Below are 19,337 nucleotides of genomic sequence, written 5' to 3' on the forward strand. Positions count from 1 at the left end.
CCGATGAAGCTGTTAGTTACCGGCGGCGCCGGCTATGTCGGCAGCGTATGCGCTGCCGTCCTCGTTGAAAAAGGCCACGATGTCACCATCATCGACAATTTCTCTACCGGCAACCGCGAGGCCATCCCGGAGAAGGCGCGCCTTGTCGAAGGCGACGTGGCCGATGTCGCTCGTGAGGTGTTATCTGAGGGCGGTTTCGAAGGAGTCTTGCACTTCGCGGCCCGCTCCCTCGTGGGCGAATCTGTGGAGGCCCCGGCTGACTATTGGCAGCACAACGTGGTCACAACTCTAAAGCTGCTCAACGCTATGCGTGAATTCGAGGTCACCAACCTCGTCTTTTCCTCAACCGCTGCCACCTACGGTGAGCCGGCGCAAGTGCCGATCACGGAGACGATGCCCACCCAGCCGACGAACCCTTATGGCGCATCGAAGCTTGCCATCGACTACATGATTACTTCTTATGCCCAGGCCTATGGCTTGGGGGCGACTTCCCTGCGCTACTTCAACGTCGCCGGCGCCTACGGCGATATCGGAGAGAACCGCGAGGTGGAAACCCACCTCATTCCCCTTGTCCTGCAGGTAGCGCTGGGACATCGCGAAAAGATTTTCATCTTCGGCGATGACTACGACACCACCGATGGCACCGCAGTGCGCGATTACATCCACATTCGTGACTTGGCCGAAGCCCATGTCTTAGCGCTGGAGAGCAATGCCGCTGGCACCCACCGCATCTACAACCTGGGCTCCGGGGACGGCTACTCGGTCAAGCAGGTTATTGAGGCCTGCCGCGAAGTCACTGGACACCCCATCCCAGCAGAGCTTGCGCCGCGCCGCGCTGGTGACCCCGCGACGCTCGTGGCGTCCTCAGACAAGATTAAATCCGAGCTCGGATGGAACCCAGGCCGCACCGACTTGAAGACCATCGTCACGGATGCTTGGAATTTCACCCGGCAGCTCGGCGAGCGGGCTCACTCCGCTCGGCGCTAAGCGTCTTTTCTTTAGGCTCCTCCCCTAGGGCGGTGTCATAAGCCTTGAGCGCCCCTGTATGAATCGAATCACGTACCTTTTCATGCAGGCCATGGCGGTACGCTTGGCACAGCAGCGCCCCGAGGCGGTGGCTGGGAAACTCCTCCGTGACGAGCTGCAATGCTGGTCCGGCAAGGATATCCCACTCCTGCTCCAACTGCGCTAATGCGAAAAGGGTCAGCGCATTCGCCCGCAGCTCCCCGCTGAATGTGCGGGCCGCTGCGAGGAGAAGGTCCGCCCCGGATTCGCCTGCCTGCGCGCAGATATCTACTACGAGGTCGCGCGTCCACGTCGTCGCGAGCCACACTGCGCAGGTTTCCAGTAGCTTGCTGTCCTGTTCTGCTTCTTCCACCGATGCCACTTGGTCAAGCGCCCACTGGGCATCCTCAAGAAAGTGATCCAGCAGGTCTCTGCGCTTCTTTCCGTGCGCAACGGCCACCTGCTCGCGATATCGCGTCGCCGAATCGCGAGCTTGCTGCGCTAAGACTTTAGCTTCTTCAGCGTCGAGGTAGCTATTCCCCGGCGCAAAGACGGAAAAGAAATCCTCCCGGTTTAGCTCAGGTACCACATTGTGGTCGACGCAAGAGCGCATCGAGGGGGCGTCGGTTAGCGCCGGTATAGTCCCCTCAACCCACTTCTTCATCGGCCCGCTACCGTCCGCGTTGACGGTTCCATGCAGCAATATATAAGGCGCATTCTGGGTGATTTCCTGGGCATACCACGCGGCGTCGATCTCCACCCCATCCTCAGCACGGTCCAGGCTATAAAGCCAGTGGGACACTTCCCGCAGTTCGGTGAGAGGCTGCTTCGAGATGAGGAAGGCAAAGACACCTTCGCGGGCATGCTCCGCTAGTAGCAGTGCGATGTCTGTGATCGCTCCTTGGGCATCCGTGATGTCGACGCGAGCGAGCGGCCCCATGGCTGGGCCGCGTGGAGTGGTGTCGATGGCCATGAACACCACTGATTCGGTGGGATAGAAGCCTAAGAGGCCGGGGATGTTAGCGAGAAGATGACCTGGAGTTGTTATTGGTGGTGTACGGTCTGTGTGCGTTGAAAAAGTGTTCATACCCTGTAGCCTGAACCACCAACGGTAGCCACCGCTAGGGATACCCCGGCGCGCACGGCATATCTGTGGATAACAAGTCCGGACTGCCACTCAATCCATGGAAATCCACTGGGTTATCCACACCTTGGCAAAGGCAAGCCTGGAAGAAGTAATGACTATATGGCATGCTTGTACGATCAACACCAGTTCCCGCAGGCAGTCCCACATACGCAGCCTCCCGGGTTTGTGTTCTCCTTGGAGCACCATTTCAGCTGGGAATAGGCAGCAAGCCTTAAGCGTTGCATGACACAGAACGCTGATGAAGTCCGTACGCTCGTTAAGAAGCGCACGATGAGAAGGAGGAGTCACTACCATGCAGGAAGAACAGCGCCGCATGTATGAGCTGGAGTATCCCGCTCCAGTGATCAAGGATGATTCGACTCCAGACAACGGCCCCACGATGATCGTTGCTATGAATGGTTATGCCGACGCCGGACAAGCCGTCGAAGCCAGTGCCGATCACCTCAAGGCCGCTTTGGAAAACCGCCAGCTGGCCTCGTTTAACAATGACGAGCTCATTGATTACCGCTCGCGCCGCCCCGCCGTCACCATCGATCATGAGCGCACGGTGGAGATTGAGAACACTGACTTGGGTATCAAGGTGCTGCGGGATAACTCTGGCACTCCATTCTTGCTTCTTTCGGGCCCTGAACCGGACTTGCGGTGGGAGGCCTTTACTGATGCGGTAGTGAACTTGGTGGAGAAATTCGATATCAAGAACACCATCATGCTCTACTCGGCCCCCATGCCGGTGCCGCACACCCGCCCCACTGTGGTAACAGCGCATGGCAATTCGCCGGAGCTCCTTAACTCAATGGTGCGCATGGAATCCACCATGATGGTCCCCGGCGCCGCCGCCCTGTATATCGAGCGAGCCTTGGACAAGAAGGGCCGCCGCGTTGCCGGGTACACCGCCCATGTTCCGCACTACTTGGCCGCCTCCCCGTACCCGTCGGCCACGCTGCGTCTTTTGGATTCGGTGGCAACCGCAGCTGGCCTCAACATCCCACTGGGCAGCTTGGAGGCAGACGTGACTCGCGTTAACCAGCAGTTGGAGGAGCAGGTTACCAACTCTGAGGAAATTGCAGGCGTGGTCCACCAGCTGGAGGAGCAGTACGACGCCTACATGGAGCGCTACCGCTCCCGCCACCCGCAGGCCATCATGCCTGGCGAAGAGCACATGCCTACTGGTGAGGAGATCGGAGCAGACTTTGAAGCTTTCCTGGCGGGCCTCGACGACAATCCGGATATCCTCTCCGAAGATATCGATGACCGCGAAGACAACTACGGGCGGGAGCAAGGACCCGGCTCGGATATGGACGATGACGTCTAATCGCAGTTAGATCTACCGCACGAACACAGGCACCGAGGACAGCCATCTGGGACTCCGGGGTGGAGGCCTAGTCCGCGGTGCTTTTCGCCTAAGGTGGGACGGGTGAACCTTTCTCAGATGTTGCCCGATCTCGCCGAAGTCCCCGAGTCGATGGTTGATGAGGCCATCTGGGACACATTTTTGTCCTGGACTTCTGGCCGTGGTATTTCGCTTTACCCAGCGCAGGAAGAGGCCTCCCTCGGCATTCTTGCCGGGGATAACGTCATCCTGGCAACTCCCACTGGTTCCGGCAAATCCATGGTGGCCAACGCCGCCCACTTCATTGCTTTGGCGCGCGGCCAGCGCAGCTTCTACACCGCACCCATCAAGGCCTTGGTGAGCGAAAAATTCTTCGCGCTCTGCGAGATTTTCGGCCCCGAGAACGTCGGCATGATGACCGGTGATGCCACGGTCAACGGCTCCGCTCCCATCATCGCCGCGACGGCTGAGATTGTGGCCAATATTGCGCTGCGTGATGGCGCGGAAGCCGCCATTGACCAGGTAATCATGGATGAGTTCCATTACTACTCCGAGCCTGATCGCGGCTGGGCCTGGCAGGTTCCGCTGTTGGAGCTACCGAAGGCCCAATTCTTGCTCATGTCCGCCACCTTGGGCGATACCGCCTGGCTGGAGAAGGATTTGACGGAGCGTACCGGCCGTACGACGACTCTGGTAGCGGGAACAACTCGCCCAGTGCCCCTCGACTTCTCTTATGTCTTTTCCGCGGTCCACGAAACCATCGAAGAATTGCTCGCCGATGGCAAGGCCCCTGTCTATGTCGTCCACTTCTCCCAGCGCGAGGCCTCAGAGCGCGCGCAGGCGTTGACTTCCCTGTCGAAGATCATCACCCCGGAGGAGAAGGAGGCCATTGCAGCTGAGCTCGCGGGCTTCCGCTTCACCACGACGTTTGGCAAAGACCTCTCTAAGCTTCTGCGTAAGGGAATCGGTGTGCACCACGCTGGTATGTTGCCGAAATATCGGCGCTTGGTTGAGCGCCTGGCCCAGAAGGGCCTTCTCAAGATTATTTGCGGCACCGATACTTTGGGCGTCGGCATCAACGTCCCCATTCGCACGGTCCTGATGACCGGCCTTGCCAAATATGATGGAACCCGCCAGCGTATTCTGAAGTCTCGCGAGTTTCACCAGATTGCCGGCCGCGCTGGCCGCGCCGGTTATGACACGGAAGGCACCGTCGTCGTGCAGGCGCCGGAGTATGAGATTGAGAACGCCAAGGCGCGGCGCCGTGTGGGCGATGACCCAGCAAGGCTCAAGAAACTGAAAAAGAAGTCTGCGCGCGACGGTGAAGTGTCGTGGTCGGAACAGACTTACGCACGGCTTATCGACGCCGAACCGGAGCAACTAACGTCCCAATTCCGAGTGTCCAATTCCATGTTGCTCAACGTGCTCGCCCGGCACGGCAACGGCTACGAGCATCTCAAGCACCTGCTGCGCACCAGCCACAACACGCGTGCCCGCCAGAACGAGGACATCCTGACGGCATTGAGTCTGTTCCGGGGACTTCTCAATTCGGGCGTAGTGCAAAAGTCTACGAAGGGGCTCGATATCTACGGCCGTCCCTACCACGTCGTGCGAGAGATGCCGCGCGATTTCGCCCTCAACCAGCCTTTAGGACCCTTCGCGCTGGCAGCGCTCACCTTATTAGATCCAGAATCGGATACTTATGCACTCGACGTCATCTCTGTCTTTGAATCGGTGCTGGATGATCCTCGCCAGGTACTCATTGCCCAACAGAAGCAGCGGCGCGGTGAGGAAATCGCGGCGCTCAAGGCCGAGGGCGTGGACTATACCGAGCGCATGGCCATCGTGGAAGACATCACGTGGCCAAAGCCTCTGGAAGAGCTCCTCGAACAGTCCTATGAGACCTTCTGCCAGACCAACCCATGGGCGAAGGAGTTCGAGCTGCGGCCTAAGTCTGTAGTGCGCGACATGCTGGAGAGCGCCATGACTTTTTCCGATCTCGTCGCCACCTACGGTCTGGCCCGCTCGGAAGGCGTCATTTTGCGCTACCTGACCGATGCCTGGCGCACGCTCAAGCAGTCTATCCCTGCGGAGTTCCTCACAGAGGAACTCGAGGACATTATCGTCTGGCTCGGGGAGCTTATCCGCCAAGTCGATTCTTCGCTTGTCGACGAGTGGGCTGAGATGGCTGGCGAGGACTCTCCCATTTCCCAGGAAGATTTGGACCGCGAGTTGGCCTTCGGAGTCGAGGATCCCACCGCCTTGACCGCGAATCAGCGGGCTTTCAGCATCATGGTGCGCAACTACTTCTTCCGCCTTGCCCAACTCTTTGCGTTGGAGAAGGAAGAGCGCTTGGCAGACCTATTGGACTACTTGGAGGAGATTCCTGACTTTAGCCGTGCCCTCGATGACTACTTCGATGACTACGATGACATTGACACTGGGCCAGCGGCTAGGGGCCAGGAATACTTCCTCCTGGACAAGGGCGACGCAGGCTCGGGCGCTCGTGGCGGTGGCGGCTCGCGGTCGTGGACCGTGCGTCAGATCCTTAAGGACCCAGAGGGTGATAATTCCTATCAGCTCGTTGGCACCGTAGATCTCGATGCCTCCGATGAAGCCGGGGAGGTACGGCTATCCGAGTTGTGTGTGGAGTACTAGGGCGCATAAGCAGGGACTATTAATACCCCCTTTCTGAATTAATATTTTCCACACACCGCATATTATGCGTATGATTGGGGAATGAGTACGCCACAGCAGATAGACGAACGCAAGCTTTCCCCTATCCCTCACGCCAGCGCAGCGCCTGCGGCCGAGCGCCTCACCCTCGGCTCCTTCACCATGAAGGTCCTCAACGGCATCTCCATCGCCGTCGTTGTGTCGCTCGTCCCACAAGCACTGCTCGGGGAATTAGCCAAGGCGCTACTCCCCTTGTGGTCCGGCGCAGCCACCGTCATTGCACTGACGGGCTTAGCCGCAAGCCTCTTGCCGGTAATGATTGGTGTCCTCGTGGGCATCGAATTCAAGATGACCCCCATCCAGACTGCTGCGGTCGGCATTGCTTCCTTCTGCGGCTCAGGCGTGACCACTGTTAATCCCGAAGGCGGTTTCTTCCTCAAAGGCACCGGTCTTGTTATCAACTCAGGCCTTACCGCAGCCATAGCAGTGGGATTATTGCTCTTTATCGGCGACAGGCTGAAAAATTACTCTATTTTGTTGCTATCCACCATCGTGACGCTGGTGGCGGGCACCATCGGTTGGGCTGTCACCTTCCCCATCGTCAAGGTCTTCACTCTTTGGCTGGGCAACTTGGTCAATGGGGCAACTACCTTGCAGCCGGTTCTCATGGGTGTTGTCCTCGCCGTCCTTTTCGCCATCATGATTGTCTCTCCAGTCTCCACAGTCGGCATTGCCACTGCCATCTTCATTGACGGCATCGCCTCCGGTACCGCGAACCTGGGCGCCGTCGCCGCTGGGTTCACACTCCTCGTTGCCGGCTGGCGCGTCAACGGCTTCGCCACCTCTATCCTGCATGTTTTGGGTTCCCCGAAGGTGCAAATGGCCAACATGCTATCCAAGCCAGTCACCTTCCTGCCCGTGATATGCTCCGCTGCCGTGCTGGGCGGCGTCGGTGGCGCTTTAGGAATCTCCGGCACCCCTATCTCTGCTGGCTTTGGCATCTCCGGCCTCATGGGCCCACTGGCAGCCCTCAATTACGAAGGCTGGGGTTGGAGCGCCAGCAACGTGATGATTATTACCTTCGTTTATGTCATCCTTCCCCTCGCCCTTGCGCTGCTCTTTTGCTGGCTCTTTGAAAAGGTTCTGCACCTGACTAGGGCTGAGTACTTTTCTCTCGACTTTAAGTAGGTATCCGGGGAGTACAGTGGGGACCGCTATGAACGAACAGAACACCCCGCCCACCGGCATCCGCCTCGCAGGCGTTCATTTTGAGACGCACGAAGACGCCGTCACCGTGCATTGGCTCCTTGGAGGAATGCCCCACCACCGTGACGTCGTGTTCACCCTGCACACCCTCGATCTGGAGCTCACCGCTCACTTCGAACAAGAGCAGCTCACGTCGATGGAAATCTCTTCCTTCGGCGAGGACACCAGGGACGCCCACCGTCGGGTTGATTACCCCTACGAGTACACCCCGGAAGAGTTGACTGTTACCCTCCCCACCGCTCATTTCAACCTCTCGGAAGAAGTGTTTACCATGGCTCTTTCCGTGGACGGTGCGGCATGCGGTGAATGGACCGGCACTATAATCTAAGCCTTCACTCTCTGCATTCAGCTAAGCCTACACACGCTTTACAAGGCCCTGACCAGCGGCGATACTGGAACATAAGAAGTTCTCTAGACAACTGCGAAAGCACTAGAGAGCCACGCATATTCTGGTATCCAAGGAGCTGGCAATGCCACAACATATCAGCGAACCCCACGGAGCCTCACACAACGCTCGTCTGAACTCTCTTCGCGCAGGTGTACTTGGGGCTAACGACGGCATCGTCTCCGTCGCGGCACTTCTACTTGGCGTCGTTGGTTCTGGGGCGTCGGCAAGCGCCATCCTCACCGCCGGCCTAGCCGCAACGGTGTCGGGCGCTGCCTCCATGGCACTCGGAGAATATGTCTCTGTTTCGGCACAACGCGACTCCGAGCGCATGATGATAGAAAAGGAGACCCGCGAGCTGGCAGATCTCCCCGAGCAAGAGCATGCCGAGCTCGTTTCCATGCTCGCCAGCTACGGCATGCATACCGAAACCGCGGATACTGCCGCCCGCGAGATCGCTGCCGAAGATAGACTTCTCGAGGCACACCTTCGACTGGAGATGGGCATTGATGGCGAAGACCTGACAAATCCTTGGCACGCCGCGTTTTGGTCGGCCGTATCCTTCCTTGCCGGCGCCGCACTCCCCCTGTTATCAATCTTCCTCGCCCCCATGAGCATGGCTGCAGCAACAGTCGCCATTGTTACCCTGATCGCCCTGGCAATCACGGGCTACGTTTCGGCACGCCTCGCTGACACGGATGCCGCGCGCTCCGTCTTCCGCCTGGTTATCGGTGGTGCGCTCGGCTTAGCCATCACCTATGGCATCGGCGTAGCCTTCGGCGGGGTCATCGGCTAGCCCATGCTAGGACACTTTCCTCTGCCCCAGGTCCGGGCCCAAGCCGACAATGCACAAAATCCCACTCACCGCAGTGCGAGCGGTGAGTGGGACTGCTTAACTGCGCTTGGGAAAGCGCACTGAGTCATTTACTCAGCGGAGCGTACAGCTTCGGCCTGGAGCGCTTGTGCAACGGCCTCAACCACACCAGCGACCTTGATGCCTTCCCAAATCTGCTCCTTGGTCACGCCTTCCTCGAGGAGAGTATTAGCGTGTGCGGACAGGCAGTGCTCGCAGCCGTTGATGGCGGAGACGACAGTGCTCCACAGCTCGAACGTAGCCTTGTCTACGCCAGGCTTAGCAATGATATTCATGCGCAGACCAAACTTGACCTGGGCAAAATCATCACCCAACCAGCTCTTCGCGCGGTAGGCCACGTTGTTCATAGCCATCACCGTGGCGGAGCCGAGAGCTGCGTCAATTGCCTCCTCGCTGAGGTGCTCGCAGGCTTCCTCAAGAATCTCAGACAGCACCAGGTCATTGCGGGTCGCAGCGGCGGCAGCAACCAAGCTGCCCCACAGCTGCTCCTCATTCAGCTCGGTGCTACGCGTAAGGGAACCAATGTTGAGCTTCTGATCCTTGGCATATGCCGGAAGCGCGGACTTCAGATTTTCGATGGACACTGATCTAACTCCTTTAAGGTTGGGCGGTTGTGCTTAGTGCTGGTTTATAGAGCGGACTTAACAACCTCGAGCTTGTCGATGTTCTTGGTCGGGTCATTAGCCTCCCAGTTGCAGGCACAGACCTCTTCAGACTGCAGGGCGTCCAGCACGCGCAGAACCTCATCTACGTTGCGGCCGACAGCATCCGGAGTCACGGACACGAACTGGATAACACCGTCCGGGTCGATGATGAAGGTAGCGCGGTCAGCAACACCGTCGGCGTTTTCCACACCGAGGGCACGGATCAGGTCGTGGCGAATATCAGAGAACATCGGGAACGGAACTTCCTTCAGCTCCGGGTGGGTTGCACGCCAATTGAAGTGCGCGAACTCGTTATCGGTGGAGCCGCCAAGAACCTGGGTATCGCGGTCCAGGAATTCCTCGTTCAGCTTGCCGAAAGCCGCAATTTCAGTCGGGCAGACGAAGGTGAAGTCCTTCGGGTAGAAGAACACGACCTTCCACATTCCCTGGTACTTGTCCAGAGATACCTGCTCGAAGTAGTCCTCCGGCTGGTTAGCGTTGACGTCGTGGAGGTCGCCACCCTTCAGCGCGGTCAGCTCGAACTCCGGGAACTTCTCACCAACGGTCAAGATAGGCATAGAAGACTCATCTCCTTCAATAGTCACAACAATGCACAAAAGTGATGCAAATCTCTACGACCGCACACCACTTTGCCTTTTAGCTGGTACGCAGTCGCTCGCTTGTTAAGTATGCCACGGAAGGCTTGGCACGTCAATAGGCTCCACGAATTAGAGATGTTAGAGTTATAGGCATGAACAATAAGGAGTATCGCCCAACCCTCGCCCAGTTGCGCACCTTCGTCACGATTGCGGAAAACAAGCACTTTGGAACCGCAGCCGCCAAACTCGATATCTCCCAACCTTCGCTCTCCCAGGCCCTCGTCGCACTCGAGCAAGGTTTGGGAGTACAGCTGATCGAACGCTCGACCCGCAAGGTCATCGTGACGTCCACAGGTGAAGCGCTACTGCCTTATGCCAAGGCAGCACTCGAAGCTTCCGATGCTTTCCTCAGCCAAGCGCGCGGCGCTAGCGGCACGCTTAACGGCCCCCTCACTATCGGCATCATCCCCACCATCGCGCCCTATATTTTGCCGGGGATACTGCAGTCCATCAGCGAGACCTATCCCGATTTAGAACCCCGCTTCGTCGAGGAACAGACCCAGCACCTGCTAGACAAGCTGCGCGAGGGCAACCTGGACCTGGCCATTGTTGCCCTGCCCACCGAAGCCCCCGGAATGGTGGAGATTCCTCTCTACAGCGAGGCCTTCACCGCAGTTACCCCAGCAGAGCACCCACTTGCGGGTCGAAAGGATCTCACGCTCGAGGATCTAGGGCACCTTGATCTGCTCCTGCTTGACGACGGCCACTGTCTCCGCGACCAAGTCCTCGACCTGTGCCGCCGCGCGAAGGTCAATCCCTCCGAAGCCACCAATGCCGTCACTCGAGCCTCATCGCTGACTACTATCTTGCAGCTGGTCATGGGAAACCTCGGCGCCACTCTCGTCCCCGAGTCCGCCCTGGCAACGGAATGCCAGAATCCGCGGCTCTCCGTCGCACACTTTGCCCCTTCTGTCACGGCGGAGCGGCACGTGGGGCTTGTCTTCCGCTCTTCCGCTGCCCGTGCCGATGAGTTCAGCGCTTTCGGGACCTTGGTCACCGCTGCCTTCCACGACGCCGCGGAGCGTTCCCGGACACTTTTCACGGCCTCCTAACTGTTCCCCAGCTCCAGCATCAGAGCTAAAGAAGACGACAACGCCGCCCCTAACTCACCTCATGAAGTCAGGGGCGGCGTTGCATATCGATTCGACAGCTTAAGCCTTAGGCTGCAGGAGCATAGCGACCCTGGCACTGGCGGCACAGGTGTGCGGTTGCCAGCTGCAGTGCCGGCGCGATGATGATCAGTGCCAAGCCCAGGGTGATGAGGGAGGCGAAAGCCATCAGACCGGACAGGACAATGAACAGCAAGATGTGACCGTAGTTTTCCTTGCCCAGCTTCAGACCCTGGGAGAAAGCCTCACCAACGGAGGAGCTATCGGCTGCCAACCACGGCATGAGAGTGAAGAAGGGCTGAATGAACAGCGCAATCAGCATGACGATGATGACTCCGCCGAAGATAGAGCCAACGAATGCAAAAATATCATTTTCACTGAGCTGCTCTGGGTTCTGGAGGTCCACACCTGCCACACCACCGAGGCCCACCATAAGCAGGCCGACGATGACAATCACCAAGACAATCGCACCAAGAATGCCCAAGACGATGTTCACCACGAGCGGCGGTACCCAGCGAACACCCTGGAACAGGGTGCCCCATGTGGGGCTCGGCTTGTCGATTTCACGGTAGGCCAAACGATAAACAACCAGAGCAATGACAAAGGACAGGATGGACACCGCGAAGGAGAAGAGGTCCAACATAATGGAGGTCTCCGCCCCATCGGCGTTCTGCGCACCAACGCTGATTCCAATTTGTGGAACAAACTGAATAGCAAACACGACGACGGCGCCCAGCACCCACAAAAGTGCGTTACTGAGCGCGGCTTTGAAACCCCACTTGATAGCTTCGATAGCGCTGACCGGACCGGTGTAGGCCGGGCCGGCGCCTGGGCCTGGGCCTTCGTAGCTGGAGTCGCTTCCATAGCCCGCACCAGCGTAGCCTGGCTGGCCAGCCTCGTACCCACCATAGGACTGGGAGCCGTAGGCGCCGCCGCCATAATTGCCGTAGCTGCTGGACTGGCCGAAGCCAGCCTGATCTTCTGGGTGAGAAGTAGGCTCGTATTTGGGAAGTCCGCCGTTGTTTCCGGAGGAGTCGCCGGAGTTATGAGCCGGGTTGCTGCCAAAGCCCCGGTTGGAGCCGTTATCCTCCGGATTCGATTCAAAAGGATTAGTCATAATTCATACCCTTCATTGATTAGTGTTCACGCAATAAACACGAGGGTACCAATATCTCCACCTCGACCTGTGAGCGAATAGCCTTCCGAGTAGACTTTTAGGTCGATTATGACTGCTACTCGCGAAGACCTTTACGGCGCTCTCACTTCGGTTTCCTTGAGTGATGAGCGCGCTTTCCGCCGTCGCCTGCGCAAGGCCCGCTCCCCCAAGGCCCTGGATGCCATTGGAGCTGATATCGCAGCCGCCCAAGACAAGGTGCGCACCATCGATGCGCATGTACCACCCATTACCTACCCCGAACAGCTTCCCGTCACTGGGCGCCGCGATGATATAGCTGAAGCTATCGAGAATAATCAGGTAGTCATCATCGCCGGTGAGACTGGTTCGGGAAAGACCACCCAGATTCCCAAAATCTGTTTGGAGCTCGGCCGCGGGCGTCGAGGGCTCATTGGGCATACTCAGCCACGACGTTTGGCAGCGCGCACGGTTGCTGAGCGCATTGCAGAAGAGCTTGACCAATCCATCGGGGACTCAGTCGGCTATGCCATCCGCTTCGATGACCGAGTCTCCTCCACCACCGCTGTAAAACTCATGACGGACGGCATCTTGCTGGCAGAAATGCAGCGTGACCGCTTCCTCAACGCCTATGACACGATCATCATCGATGAGGCACACGAGCGTTCGCTCAACATTGACTTCCTTCTCGGGTACCTCAAAAGGCTGCTGCCCAAGCGCCCCGACCTAAAGGTGATCATCACCTCCGCCACCATTGATCCGGAACGCTTCGCCAAGCACTTCGCTGACGCTCACGGTGAACCAGCGCCGATCATCGAGGTATCGGGGCGTACCTACCCCGTGGAGATCCGCTACCGCCCGCTCGAGGTCGAATCAGGTGGCAAGACCATCGACCTCGATCCCTTGGACGCCCTCTGCGAAGCCATCGAAGAACTCATGGCCGAAGGCGAAGGAGACATTCTGTGCTTCTTCCCGGGCGAGCGCGATATCCGCGACGCCATGGAAGCCATCGAAGGGCGCCATTGGCGCAACGTGGAGGTCACTCCGCTCTTCGGACGACTGTCCAACCAGGAACAACATCGCGTCTTCCGCTCGCACCGCGGCCGCCGAATCGTGCTCTCTACCAACATCGCTGAGACCTCATTGACGGTGCCTGGCATTCGCTATGTCGTCGACACGGGCACCGCGCGCATCTCGCGCTATTCCACTCGCACCAAGGTGCAAAGACTGCCCATTGAGCCGATCTCCCAAGCAAGCGCTAACCAGCGCTCAGGCCGATGTGGTCGCGTTGCCGATGGCATTGCCATCCGCCTCTACAGTGAACAGGACTTCCTCTCCCGGCCAGAATTCACCGACCCCGAAATCCTGCGCACCAACCTGGCCAGCGTCATCCTGCAAATGATCTCGTTGCGCCTCGGTGATATCGCCGACTTCCCCTTCGTTCAATCCCCCGAACCGAAGGCCGTGCGCGATGGTCTGCTCCTCCTCCACGAACTGGGCGCACTCGAGGGCAAAGAAAAAGATGGGCTGCCGGTACTAACCCGAATTGGACGCAATCTTGCCCGCATTCCCGTGGATCCGCGCATGGCCCGCATGCTCGTTGAAGCCAACACCTCCGGATGCCTCCACGACGTCATGGTCATTGTCGCCGCGATGACAATCCAGGATGTGCGCGAGCGGCCTACCGACAAGCAAGCGCAGGCTGACCAAGCCCATGCTCGTTTTAAAGACAAGTCTTCAGACTTTATGGCAATGCTCAACCTGTGGGACTTTGTCCAAGAAGCGCGCGAGGAGATGAGCGGCAATGCTTTCCGCAAACGGATGAAGGCCGATTTCCTGCACTATATGCGCATCCGCGAGTGGTTCGACCTGGTGCGGCAGCTGCGGGACGTCACCAAGCAGCTCGGATGGAACGCTCAAGAGGGCACCGAACGGCGCCCCGATGACATCCACATGTCGTTGCTCTCTGGCCTGCTGTCCAACATCGGCGCACGTGACGGTAACTCCAAGGAGTTCATTGGCGCACGCAATACCCGCTTCCTTGTTTTCCCGGGATCAGCGCTCGCAAAGAAGCCACCGGAGTTCCTCATGGCAGCCGAGCTGGTGGAAACCTCGCGACTGTGGGCACGCGATGTTGCCGCCATCGACGCGGCCTGGGTGGAAAAACTGGCGAAGGATCTGTTGAAACACAACTATTCCGATCCAACATGGTCACGGAAGCGTGGCTCAGCAGTCGTTACCCAACGCTCGACGTTGTACGGCGTCACCGTGGTCGCAGACCGGTCGGTGCCCTACCACCGCGTCGATCCTGCGGCGGCACGCGATATGTTCATTCGCAATGCGCTTGTCGACGGCGAATGGACCACCCACCATCACTTCTTCCACGACAACAAGCGCAAGCTTGCCGAGGCCTCCGAGTATGAGGAGAAGGCCCGTCGGCGCGGCCTCGTGGTGGATGAAGACACGCTCTTCGACTTCTATGACCAGCGGATCCCCGAGTCTGTCACCACTGCCCGTCACTTCGATTCTTGGTGGAAGAAACAGAAGAACAAGCACTCTTTGGACTTCGACCCGGAAGCACTCCTCGAAGAGGACCACGCTGTTACTGAGGAGGCTTTCCCCGACCGTTGGCTGAAGGGAAGCATCGACTACGACCTCTCTTATAAATTTGAACCCGGTGACCCCCTCGATGGTGTCACGCTCATGGTCCCTGTCCCCCTCCTTGCGGGATTGGACTCCGAGGGCTTCGACTGGCTCGTACCCGGCCTGCGGCTAGAGCTGGTAACGGAGCTGATTCGCTCACTCCCGAAGGCTCTTCGGCGCACTGTGGTTCCAGCACCCGAATTCGCTGAACGAGCGCTGCCCAAGCTTGTGCCCTATGAAGGCGCACTCACTGAGCAACTCGCTGCTGTTCTGCAAGTAATGGGCGGCCAAGGCATCAACGCAGGGGATTTCCGCCCCGACCAGCTCCCTCCGCACCTGCGCATGAACTACGCGGCAGTGGACAAACGAGGAAAGGTCATCGATTCCGATCGGGACTTGAAGGCGCTCGTGCAACGCCAAGCCGGGCATATCTCGTCCTCCGTCTCGCGTGTTGGCCGGGCAGCTGAATCCACCGCCGTCAAGGAATGGTCAAAGGACACTCTGGGCGCTATCGATGAAGAGGTAACCACTGTCGTTGATGGGCACGAGGTCACCGCCTATCCAGCACTCGTAGCAACGAAGGAAGGCGTCGCTCTCAAGGTGCACCCGACAAAAGCGGCTGCCGACGCCTCCATGATCACCGCCACCCTCACCTTGTTGCTTCGGGAAATCTCCGTGAGTGCACAACAGATGGTCAAGGGCTTACCGCTACAGCAGCGGGTAGCTGTCGACTCCTACCCACACGGCGGAGCCGAAGGGTTGGTCAACGATGCACGAGTAGCCGCAGTGCGCGACATCATGATGGAGAAGGGCGGGCCCGTAAGAACTCCTGAGGAGTTTACCGCCTTGCTGAACGCCGTAAAGCCTGAGGTCCCGGGGCGTGTGCGTCAGGCGGTGGTGGCCATTGCCCCAGGGTTGGCAGAGTACTCCAACCTCAACGCAGAGCTGAAGCACTGGGAGGGGCCGGCAATCGATGATATTCGCGCTCAGCTCGACTTCCTATTGCCACCGCACGCCATCACCGTGCATGGAATCCAGCACTTGCGCCACCTACCGCGCTATATCCAGGCTGCACGTATCAGGCTTGATGATATGAACCTGGATCCAGATCGCGACGCTGACCGCCAGGCAGATGTCGACGAGGCCAAGGCCTACCTGAATAATCGTTTGCGCTCCTTGCCTGCAGGCCGCGAGAAGACGCGTGAAGTTAAGGAGATCTTGTGGATGATCGAGGAGTTGCGCGTATCGCTCTTCGCGCAACGCCTAGGAACCGCTCATGCGGTGTCTGTTCGGAGAATCCAAAAGGCCGCGGATAAATTGCGCTAGAAGCTATCGCGGTCACGCCGACGCATCAGGCGGATTTCCGATTCGAAGTCGTCTGCGCTTTCGAAAGACTTGTATACGGAGGCGAAGCGCAGGTAGGCGACCTCATCGAGATCGCGGAGAGGCTCCAAGATGGCAAGGCCGATGTCGTTGGCATTGACTTGGGAGGACCCATGACTGCGCACGGTCTCCTCGACTTCTTGTGCAAGCTTCTTCAGAGCATCATCACTTACATCGCGCCCTTGGCACGCGCGTTTGACGCCGCGAATCAGCTTGTCGCGGCTGAAGGGCTCCGCCAAGCCATTGCGCTTGACTACCGACAGGACCGCCTTCTCGATCGTGGTAAAACGGCCTTTACATGCGGCGCATTCGCGACGCCGCCGGATTGAGGTTCCACTATCAATCACGCGCGAATCGATGACTCGTGACTGTTCATTGTGACAGAACGGGCAATACATAGTGCCGTAACCTTCCTCTCCGCCGATGCGCCTTGCTTCCCCGGCCCAAGGAATTCTAGCGCGAAGCTGCCTCCGCGGTAGCTGAAGCACCATTGTTACTAGGAACCTCACTATCGATGCTGAGGCCACCCCACACTGTTCCAATAAAGACTGCAGCGCCAAAGACCGCGCCCAAAACATAGTTACCTACGTTCGACCCACCACGCCGGCTCCGCGACACACTCCGCGGGGAAGAAACACAGGATGGTGCCGAGCTGATCGTGCGCCCCTGTGTTCTACCCTCCGAAGAGAGCGTTCGAACAACAGACGAGCCACGGGAAGAAGTAGGTGATAATTCATGGGTTCGCACCTGGCCCTGCACAGGATCCCAAATTGCCGCCGGAGGGACCAGCACTGCCGTATTGCGAGGCTTCCGACGAACATCCCTACGCAGTACAGAGGCATTATTGAGAGCGATAGCCATGACGGCTCCTTTCTAGTTCTTCCTTCTCCATCGACGCAATATCCGAAGTATAAGAATCCAGGCAGACACTTTCGAACATCACCATCGACCAACCGTGCGATTTAGCGTGTATGTTCGATTTATAGCACCGTCTCGAAAATTTGTCCACAACTCGGCGACGCCAGTCGAACATTTTTTCCTGTCGTGCTAAAAAGGAAAGCGGAAGCACCACCGGCAGTCCCATACATGCCTGGCACGCCAAAGCCTCAACCACGAATGTGCACATCGCAATAGTTTTAGGAGAAAGAATGGCCCGCAAATCCAAGCGAAGCGACCACCCTTCCCTCGACACCCTGTCCGCCCGCCAGCGCCGCATCCTGGAGGTTATCCATGATGCCGTAATGCTCCGCGGATACCCGCCAAGCATTCGTGAGATCGGTGATGCCACCGGCCTACAGTCCACATCATCCGTGGCCTACCAGCTGAAGCAGCTTGAGGAGAAGGGCTTCCTGCGCCGCGATCCAAACAAGCCGCGCGCCGTTGATGTCCGCCACTTCCCCGGTGCCGAAGACTCGAAGAAGCCCGGCCGCAAGACAAGCCAGGCAAACAAGTCTCCGGATCTTTCCACCCCCGATATCCCCGAGGACGCAGCGACGCCGAACTATATCCCTGTTGTCGGCCGCATTGCCGCAGGTTCCCCAATTACCGCCGAAGAAAACGTTGACGCTTATTTCCCCATGCCGGGCGAAATCCTTGGCAGCGGCGAGCTTTACATGCTACAGGTCGTGGGCGATTCTATGCAGGACGCCGGAATCCTCAACGGCGATTGGGTGATCATTCGCTCACAATCCGTCGCAGAGGAAGGCGAGTTCGTCGCCGCTCTCCTAGACGGCGAAGAAGCCACCGTAAAGGAATTTCACCGCGACTCCTCCGGCGTCTGGCTTCTCCCCCATAATAATGCCTACTCCCCCATCAAGGGCGACGAAGCTGAGATCATGGGCAAGGTAGTGTCTGTTTTCCGCAAGCTCTAGGAATCATCACTTCGCAGCCATCCCCAGGGCCCTACCCACCCCGCAGTGCCAGTCCACTCGGTGCGGGCGTAAAGGGCCGGGGGATTGTGTCTTTCTACCCCCTTGTGTGTGTACATGCCCGATTCCTACCGCTTTAGCGTCCGACATCACACATTTACATATGTGCAGGTTATGACGGAATTTTTACACTAAGACAGCAATCTCAATGTGAGTTTTTCTTTGTTTCGTTCCGTTTTCTTCACCTTCAGTGGGACAATAGAAGCATCGCCGCAACATTCGTTGTTCTTTTCGTTCACACGCCCCAGCCCCGTTTCCTTTCCGCGGCGGGCGCAGTGACCACCACAGGCAGACTTCACCGGGAGGAACTATGTACGCAGAAGAGCGTCGCCGACAAATTGCCTCATTGACCGCCGTCGAAGGCCGTGTCAATGTCACCGAACTTTCTGAACGCTTCGATGTTACCGCTGAGACGATTCGCCGCGATCTCGCGGTTTTGGATCGGGAAGGAGTCGTGCACCGAGTCCATGGCGGTGCGGTTGCCTCCCAATCCTTCCAAACCGCGGAGTTAACCCTTGATACCCGTCAACGCTCGGCCACGGGCGCCAAGATGGCCATTGCGCGCGCTGCGCTGGAACAGCTTCCCGATGGCGGCAGCATCTTCCTCGACGCCGGCACCACGACGAATGCGCTTGCTGATCTCATTGGCCAGCGCTATTCGGCAGGTCAGTTCAGCATCGTCTCCAACAGCCTGCCGATCGCCCTTTCGCTAGCCAGCAACGGGGTATCCGAAGTCCAGCTCCTTGGCGGTACAGTACGGGCAATTACCCAGGCCGTGGTTGGTGATACCGCCCTTCGCACCATGGCGCTCATGCGTGCCGACGTGGCTTTTGTCGGCACCAACGCACTGACCATTGATCACGGTCTCTCAACGGCAGACTCGCAAGAGGCTGCGATCAAGTCCGCTTTCGTCACCAATGCGCACCGCGTCGTCGTACTGTGCGATTCTTCAAAGCTGGGCAATGACTACCTCGTGAGCTTTGCGTCCCTCGATGAAATTGATGTCGTTATCACCGATGCCGGCGCGCCCGCTTCCTACGTTGAAGCGCTGCGTGAGCACGGCATTGAGGTGATCATTGCTGCAGAGAAGTAGGCGCTTTAGCCCCTAGATCGTTTCAGGAGGTGTGCACCCCTTCATGGTGAGGGGCGCACACCT

At 58.3% G+C, this 19,337-nt stretch carries 15 protein-coding genes; 10 read left to right on the forward strand and 5 right to left on the reverse strand.

Features of this window, described 5'->3' with window-relative positions:
• The first annotated feature begins 3 nt into the window (after window positions 1–3).
• Window positions 4–987: a UDP-glucose 4-epimerase GalE gene (gene galE / locus CAURIM_RS07710; protein WP_070446757.1), complete on the forward strand. Its 984-nt coding sequence runs from the start codon at window positions 4–6 to the stop codon at window positions 985–987.
• On the opposite strand, the gene CAURIM_RS07715 is transcribed toward galE, so the two are convergent.
• Complete coding sequence (locus tag CAURIM_RS07715; protein ID WP_070719165.1) at window positions 944–2,092, reverse strand: DUF4192 domain-containing protein; 1,149 nt, start codon at window positions 2,090–2,092, stop codon at window positions 944–946. The two genes, galE and CAURIM_RS07715, sit on opposite strands and share 44 nt — an antisense overlap.
• 352 nt (window positions 2,093–2,444) lie before the next feature.
• On the opposite strand from CAURIM_RS07715, the gene CAURIM_RS07720 reads away from it, so the two are divergent.
• The 5 genes from CAURIM_RS07720 (at window position 2,445) to CAURIM_RS07740 (ending at window position 8,605) form a co-directional block, all read left to right on the forward strand.
• Window positions 2,445–3,464 carry a PAC2 family protein gene (locus CAURIM_RS07720; protein ID WP_201828034.1) on the forward strand — a complete coding sequence of 340 codons (1,020 nt, stop codon included), beginning with the start codon at window positions 2,445–2,447 and terminating at the stop codon, window positions 3,462–3,464.
• 102 nt (window positions 3,465–3,566) lie between these two features.
• A complete protein-coding gene (locus CAURIM_RS07725; RefSeq protein ID WP_201828032.1) occupies window positions 3,567–6,140 on the forward strand; it encodes a DEAD/DEAH box helicase in 2,574 nt (857 codons plus the stop codon).
• A 180-nt stretch (window positions 6,141–6,320) separates the two neighbouring features.
• Complete coding sequence (locus tag CAURIM_RS07730; protein ID WP_408909960.1) at window positions 6,321–7,346, forward strand: PTS sugar transporter subunit IIC; 1,026 nt, start codon at window positions 6,321–6,323, stop codon at window positions 7,344–7,346.
• A gap of 28 nt (window positions 7,347–7,374) precedes the next feature.
• On the forward strand, window positions 7,375–7,752 hold the full coding sequence (locus CAURIM_RS07735) for a hypothetical protein (protein WP_070527229.1): 378 nt from the start codon (window positions 7,375–7,377) through the stop codon (window positions 7,750–7,752).
• A 142-nt stretch (window positions 7,753–7,894) separates the two neighbouring features.
• Window positions 7,895–8,605 carry a VIT1/CCC1 transporter family protein gene (locus tag CAURIM_RS07740; protein ID WP_201828027.1) on the forward strand — a complete coding sequence of 237 codons (711 nt, stop codon included), beginning with the start codon at window positions 7,895–7,897 and terminating at the stop codon, window positions 8,603–8,605.
• A gap of 128 nt (window positions 8,606–8,733) precedes the next feature.
• Here CAURIM_RS07740 and ahpD read toward each other — a convergent pair whose 3' ends face one another.
• Window positions 8,734–9,267, reverse strand: coding sequence for an alkylhydroperoxidase, AhpD family (gene ahpD, locus CAURIM_RS07745; RefSeq protein ID WP_201828024.1), 534 nt, complete (start codon window positions 9,265–9,267; stop codon window positions 8,734–8,736).
• 44 nt (window positions 9,268–9,311) lie between these two features.
• Window positions 9,312–9,905 carry a peroxiredoxin gene (locus CAURIM_RS07750; RefSeq protein WP_010190254.1) on the reverse strand — a complete coding sequence of 198 codons (594 nt, stop codon included), beginning with the start codon at window positions 9,903–9,905 and terminating at the stop codon, window positions 9,312–9,314.
• Between the two features lie 173 nt (window positions 9,906–10,078).
• Between CAURIM_RS07750 and CAURIM_RS07755 the strand changes: the two genes are divergently transcribed.
• Complete coding sequence (locus tag CAURIM_RS07755) at window positions 10,079–11,038, forward strand: hydrogen peroxide-inducible genes activator (RefSeq protein ID WP_070446749.1); 960 nt, start codon at window positions 10,079–10,081, stop codon at window positions 11,036–11,038.
• A 106-nt stretch (window positions 11,039–11,144) separates the two neighbouring features.
• Here the strand turns inward: CAURIM_RS07755 and CAURIM_RS07760 are convergent, their stop codons facing one another.
• The gene (locus tag CAURIM_RS07760) at window positions 11,145–12,212 is read right to left on the reverse strand and encodes a hypothetical protein (protein WP_201828021.1); all 1,068 of its coding nucleotides are present in this window, start codon (window positions 12,210–12,212) and stop codon (window positions 11,145–11,147) included.
• 108 nt (window positions 12,213–12,320) lie between these two features.
• Here CAURIM_RS07760 and hrpA point away from each other — a divergent pair, with 108 nt between their 5' ends.
• Entirely contained in the window at window positions 12,321–16,196 is a 3,876-nt protein-coding gene (gene hrpA, locus CAURIM_RS07765) for an ATP-dependent RNA helicase HrpA (protein ID WP_201828018.1), read from the forward strand.
• Here the strand turns inward: hrpA and nrdR are convergent.
• Window positions 16,193–16,651, reverse strand: coding sequence for a transcriptional regulator NrdR (gene nrdR / locus CAURIM_RS07770; protein ID WP_010190258.1), 459 nt, complete (start codon window positions 16,649–16,651; stop codon window positions 16,193–16,195). The genes hrpA and nrdR overlap by 4 nt on opposite strands.
• Window positions 16,652–17,401: 750 nt before the next feature.
• Between nrdR and lexA the strand changes: the two genes are divergently transcribed.
• Together lexA and sugR are read left to right on the forward strand one after the other, a co-directional pair.
• Window positions 17,402–18,124 (forward strand): transcriptional repressor LexA, encoded by a 723-nt coding sequence (lexA, locus tag CAURIM_RS07775; protein ID WP_144656494.1) that lies wholly within the window; start codon window positions 17,402–17,404, stop codon window positions 18,122–18,124.
• 367 nt (window positions 18,125–18,491) lie between these two features.
• Window positions 18,492–19,274, forward strand: a complete 783-nt coding sequence (sugR, locus tag CAURIM_RS07780) for a transcriptional regulator SugR (RefSeq protein ID WP_070446745.1) — start codon at window positions 18,492–18,494, stop codon at window positions 19,272–19,274.
• Window positions 19,275–19,337 lie beyond the last annotated feature (63 nt).

Source organism: Corynebacterium aurimucosum (genome assembly GCF_030408555.1).
Classification (GTDB): domain Bacteria; phylum Actinomycetota; class Actinomycetes; order Mycobacteriales; family Mycobacteriaceae; genus Corynebacterium; species Corynebacterium aurimucosum.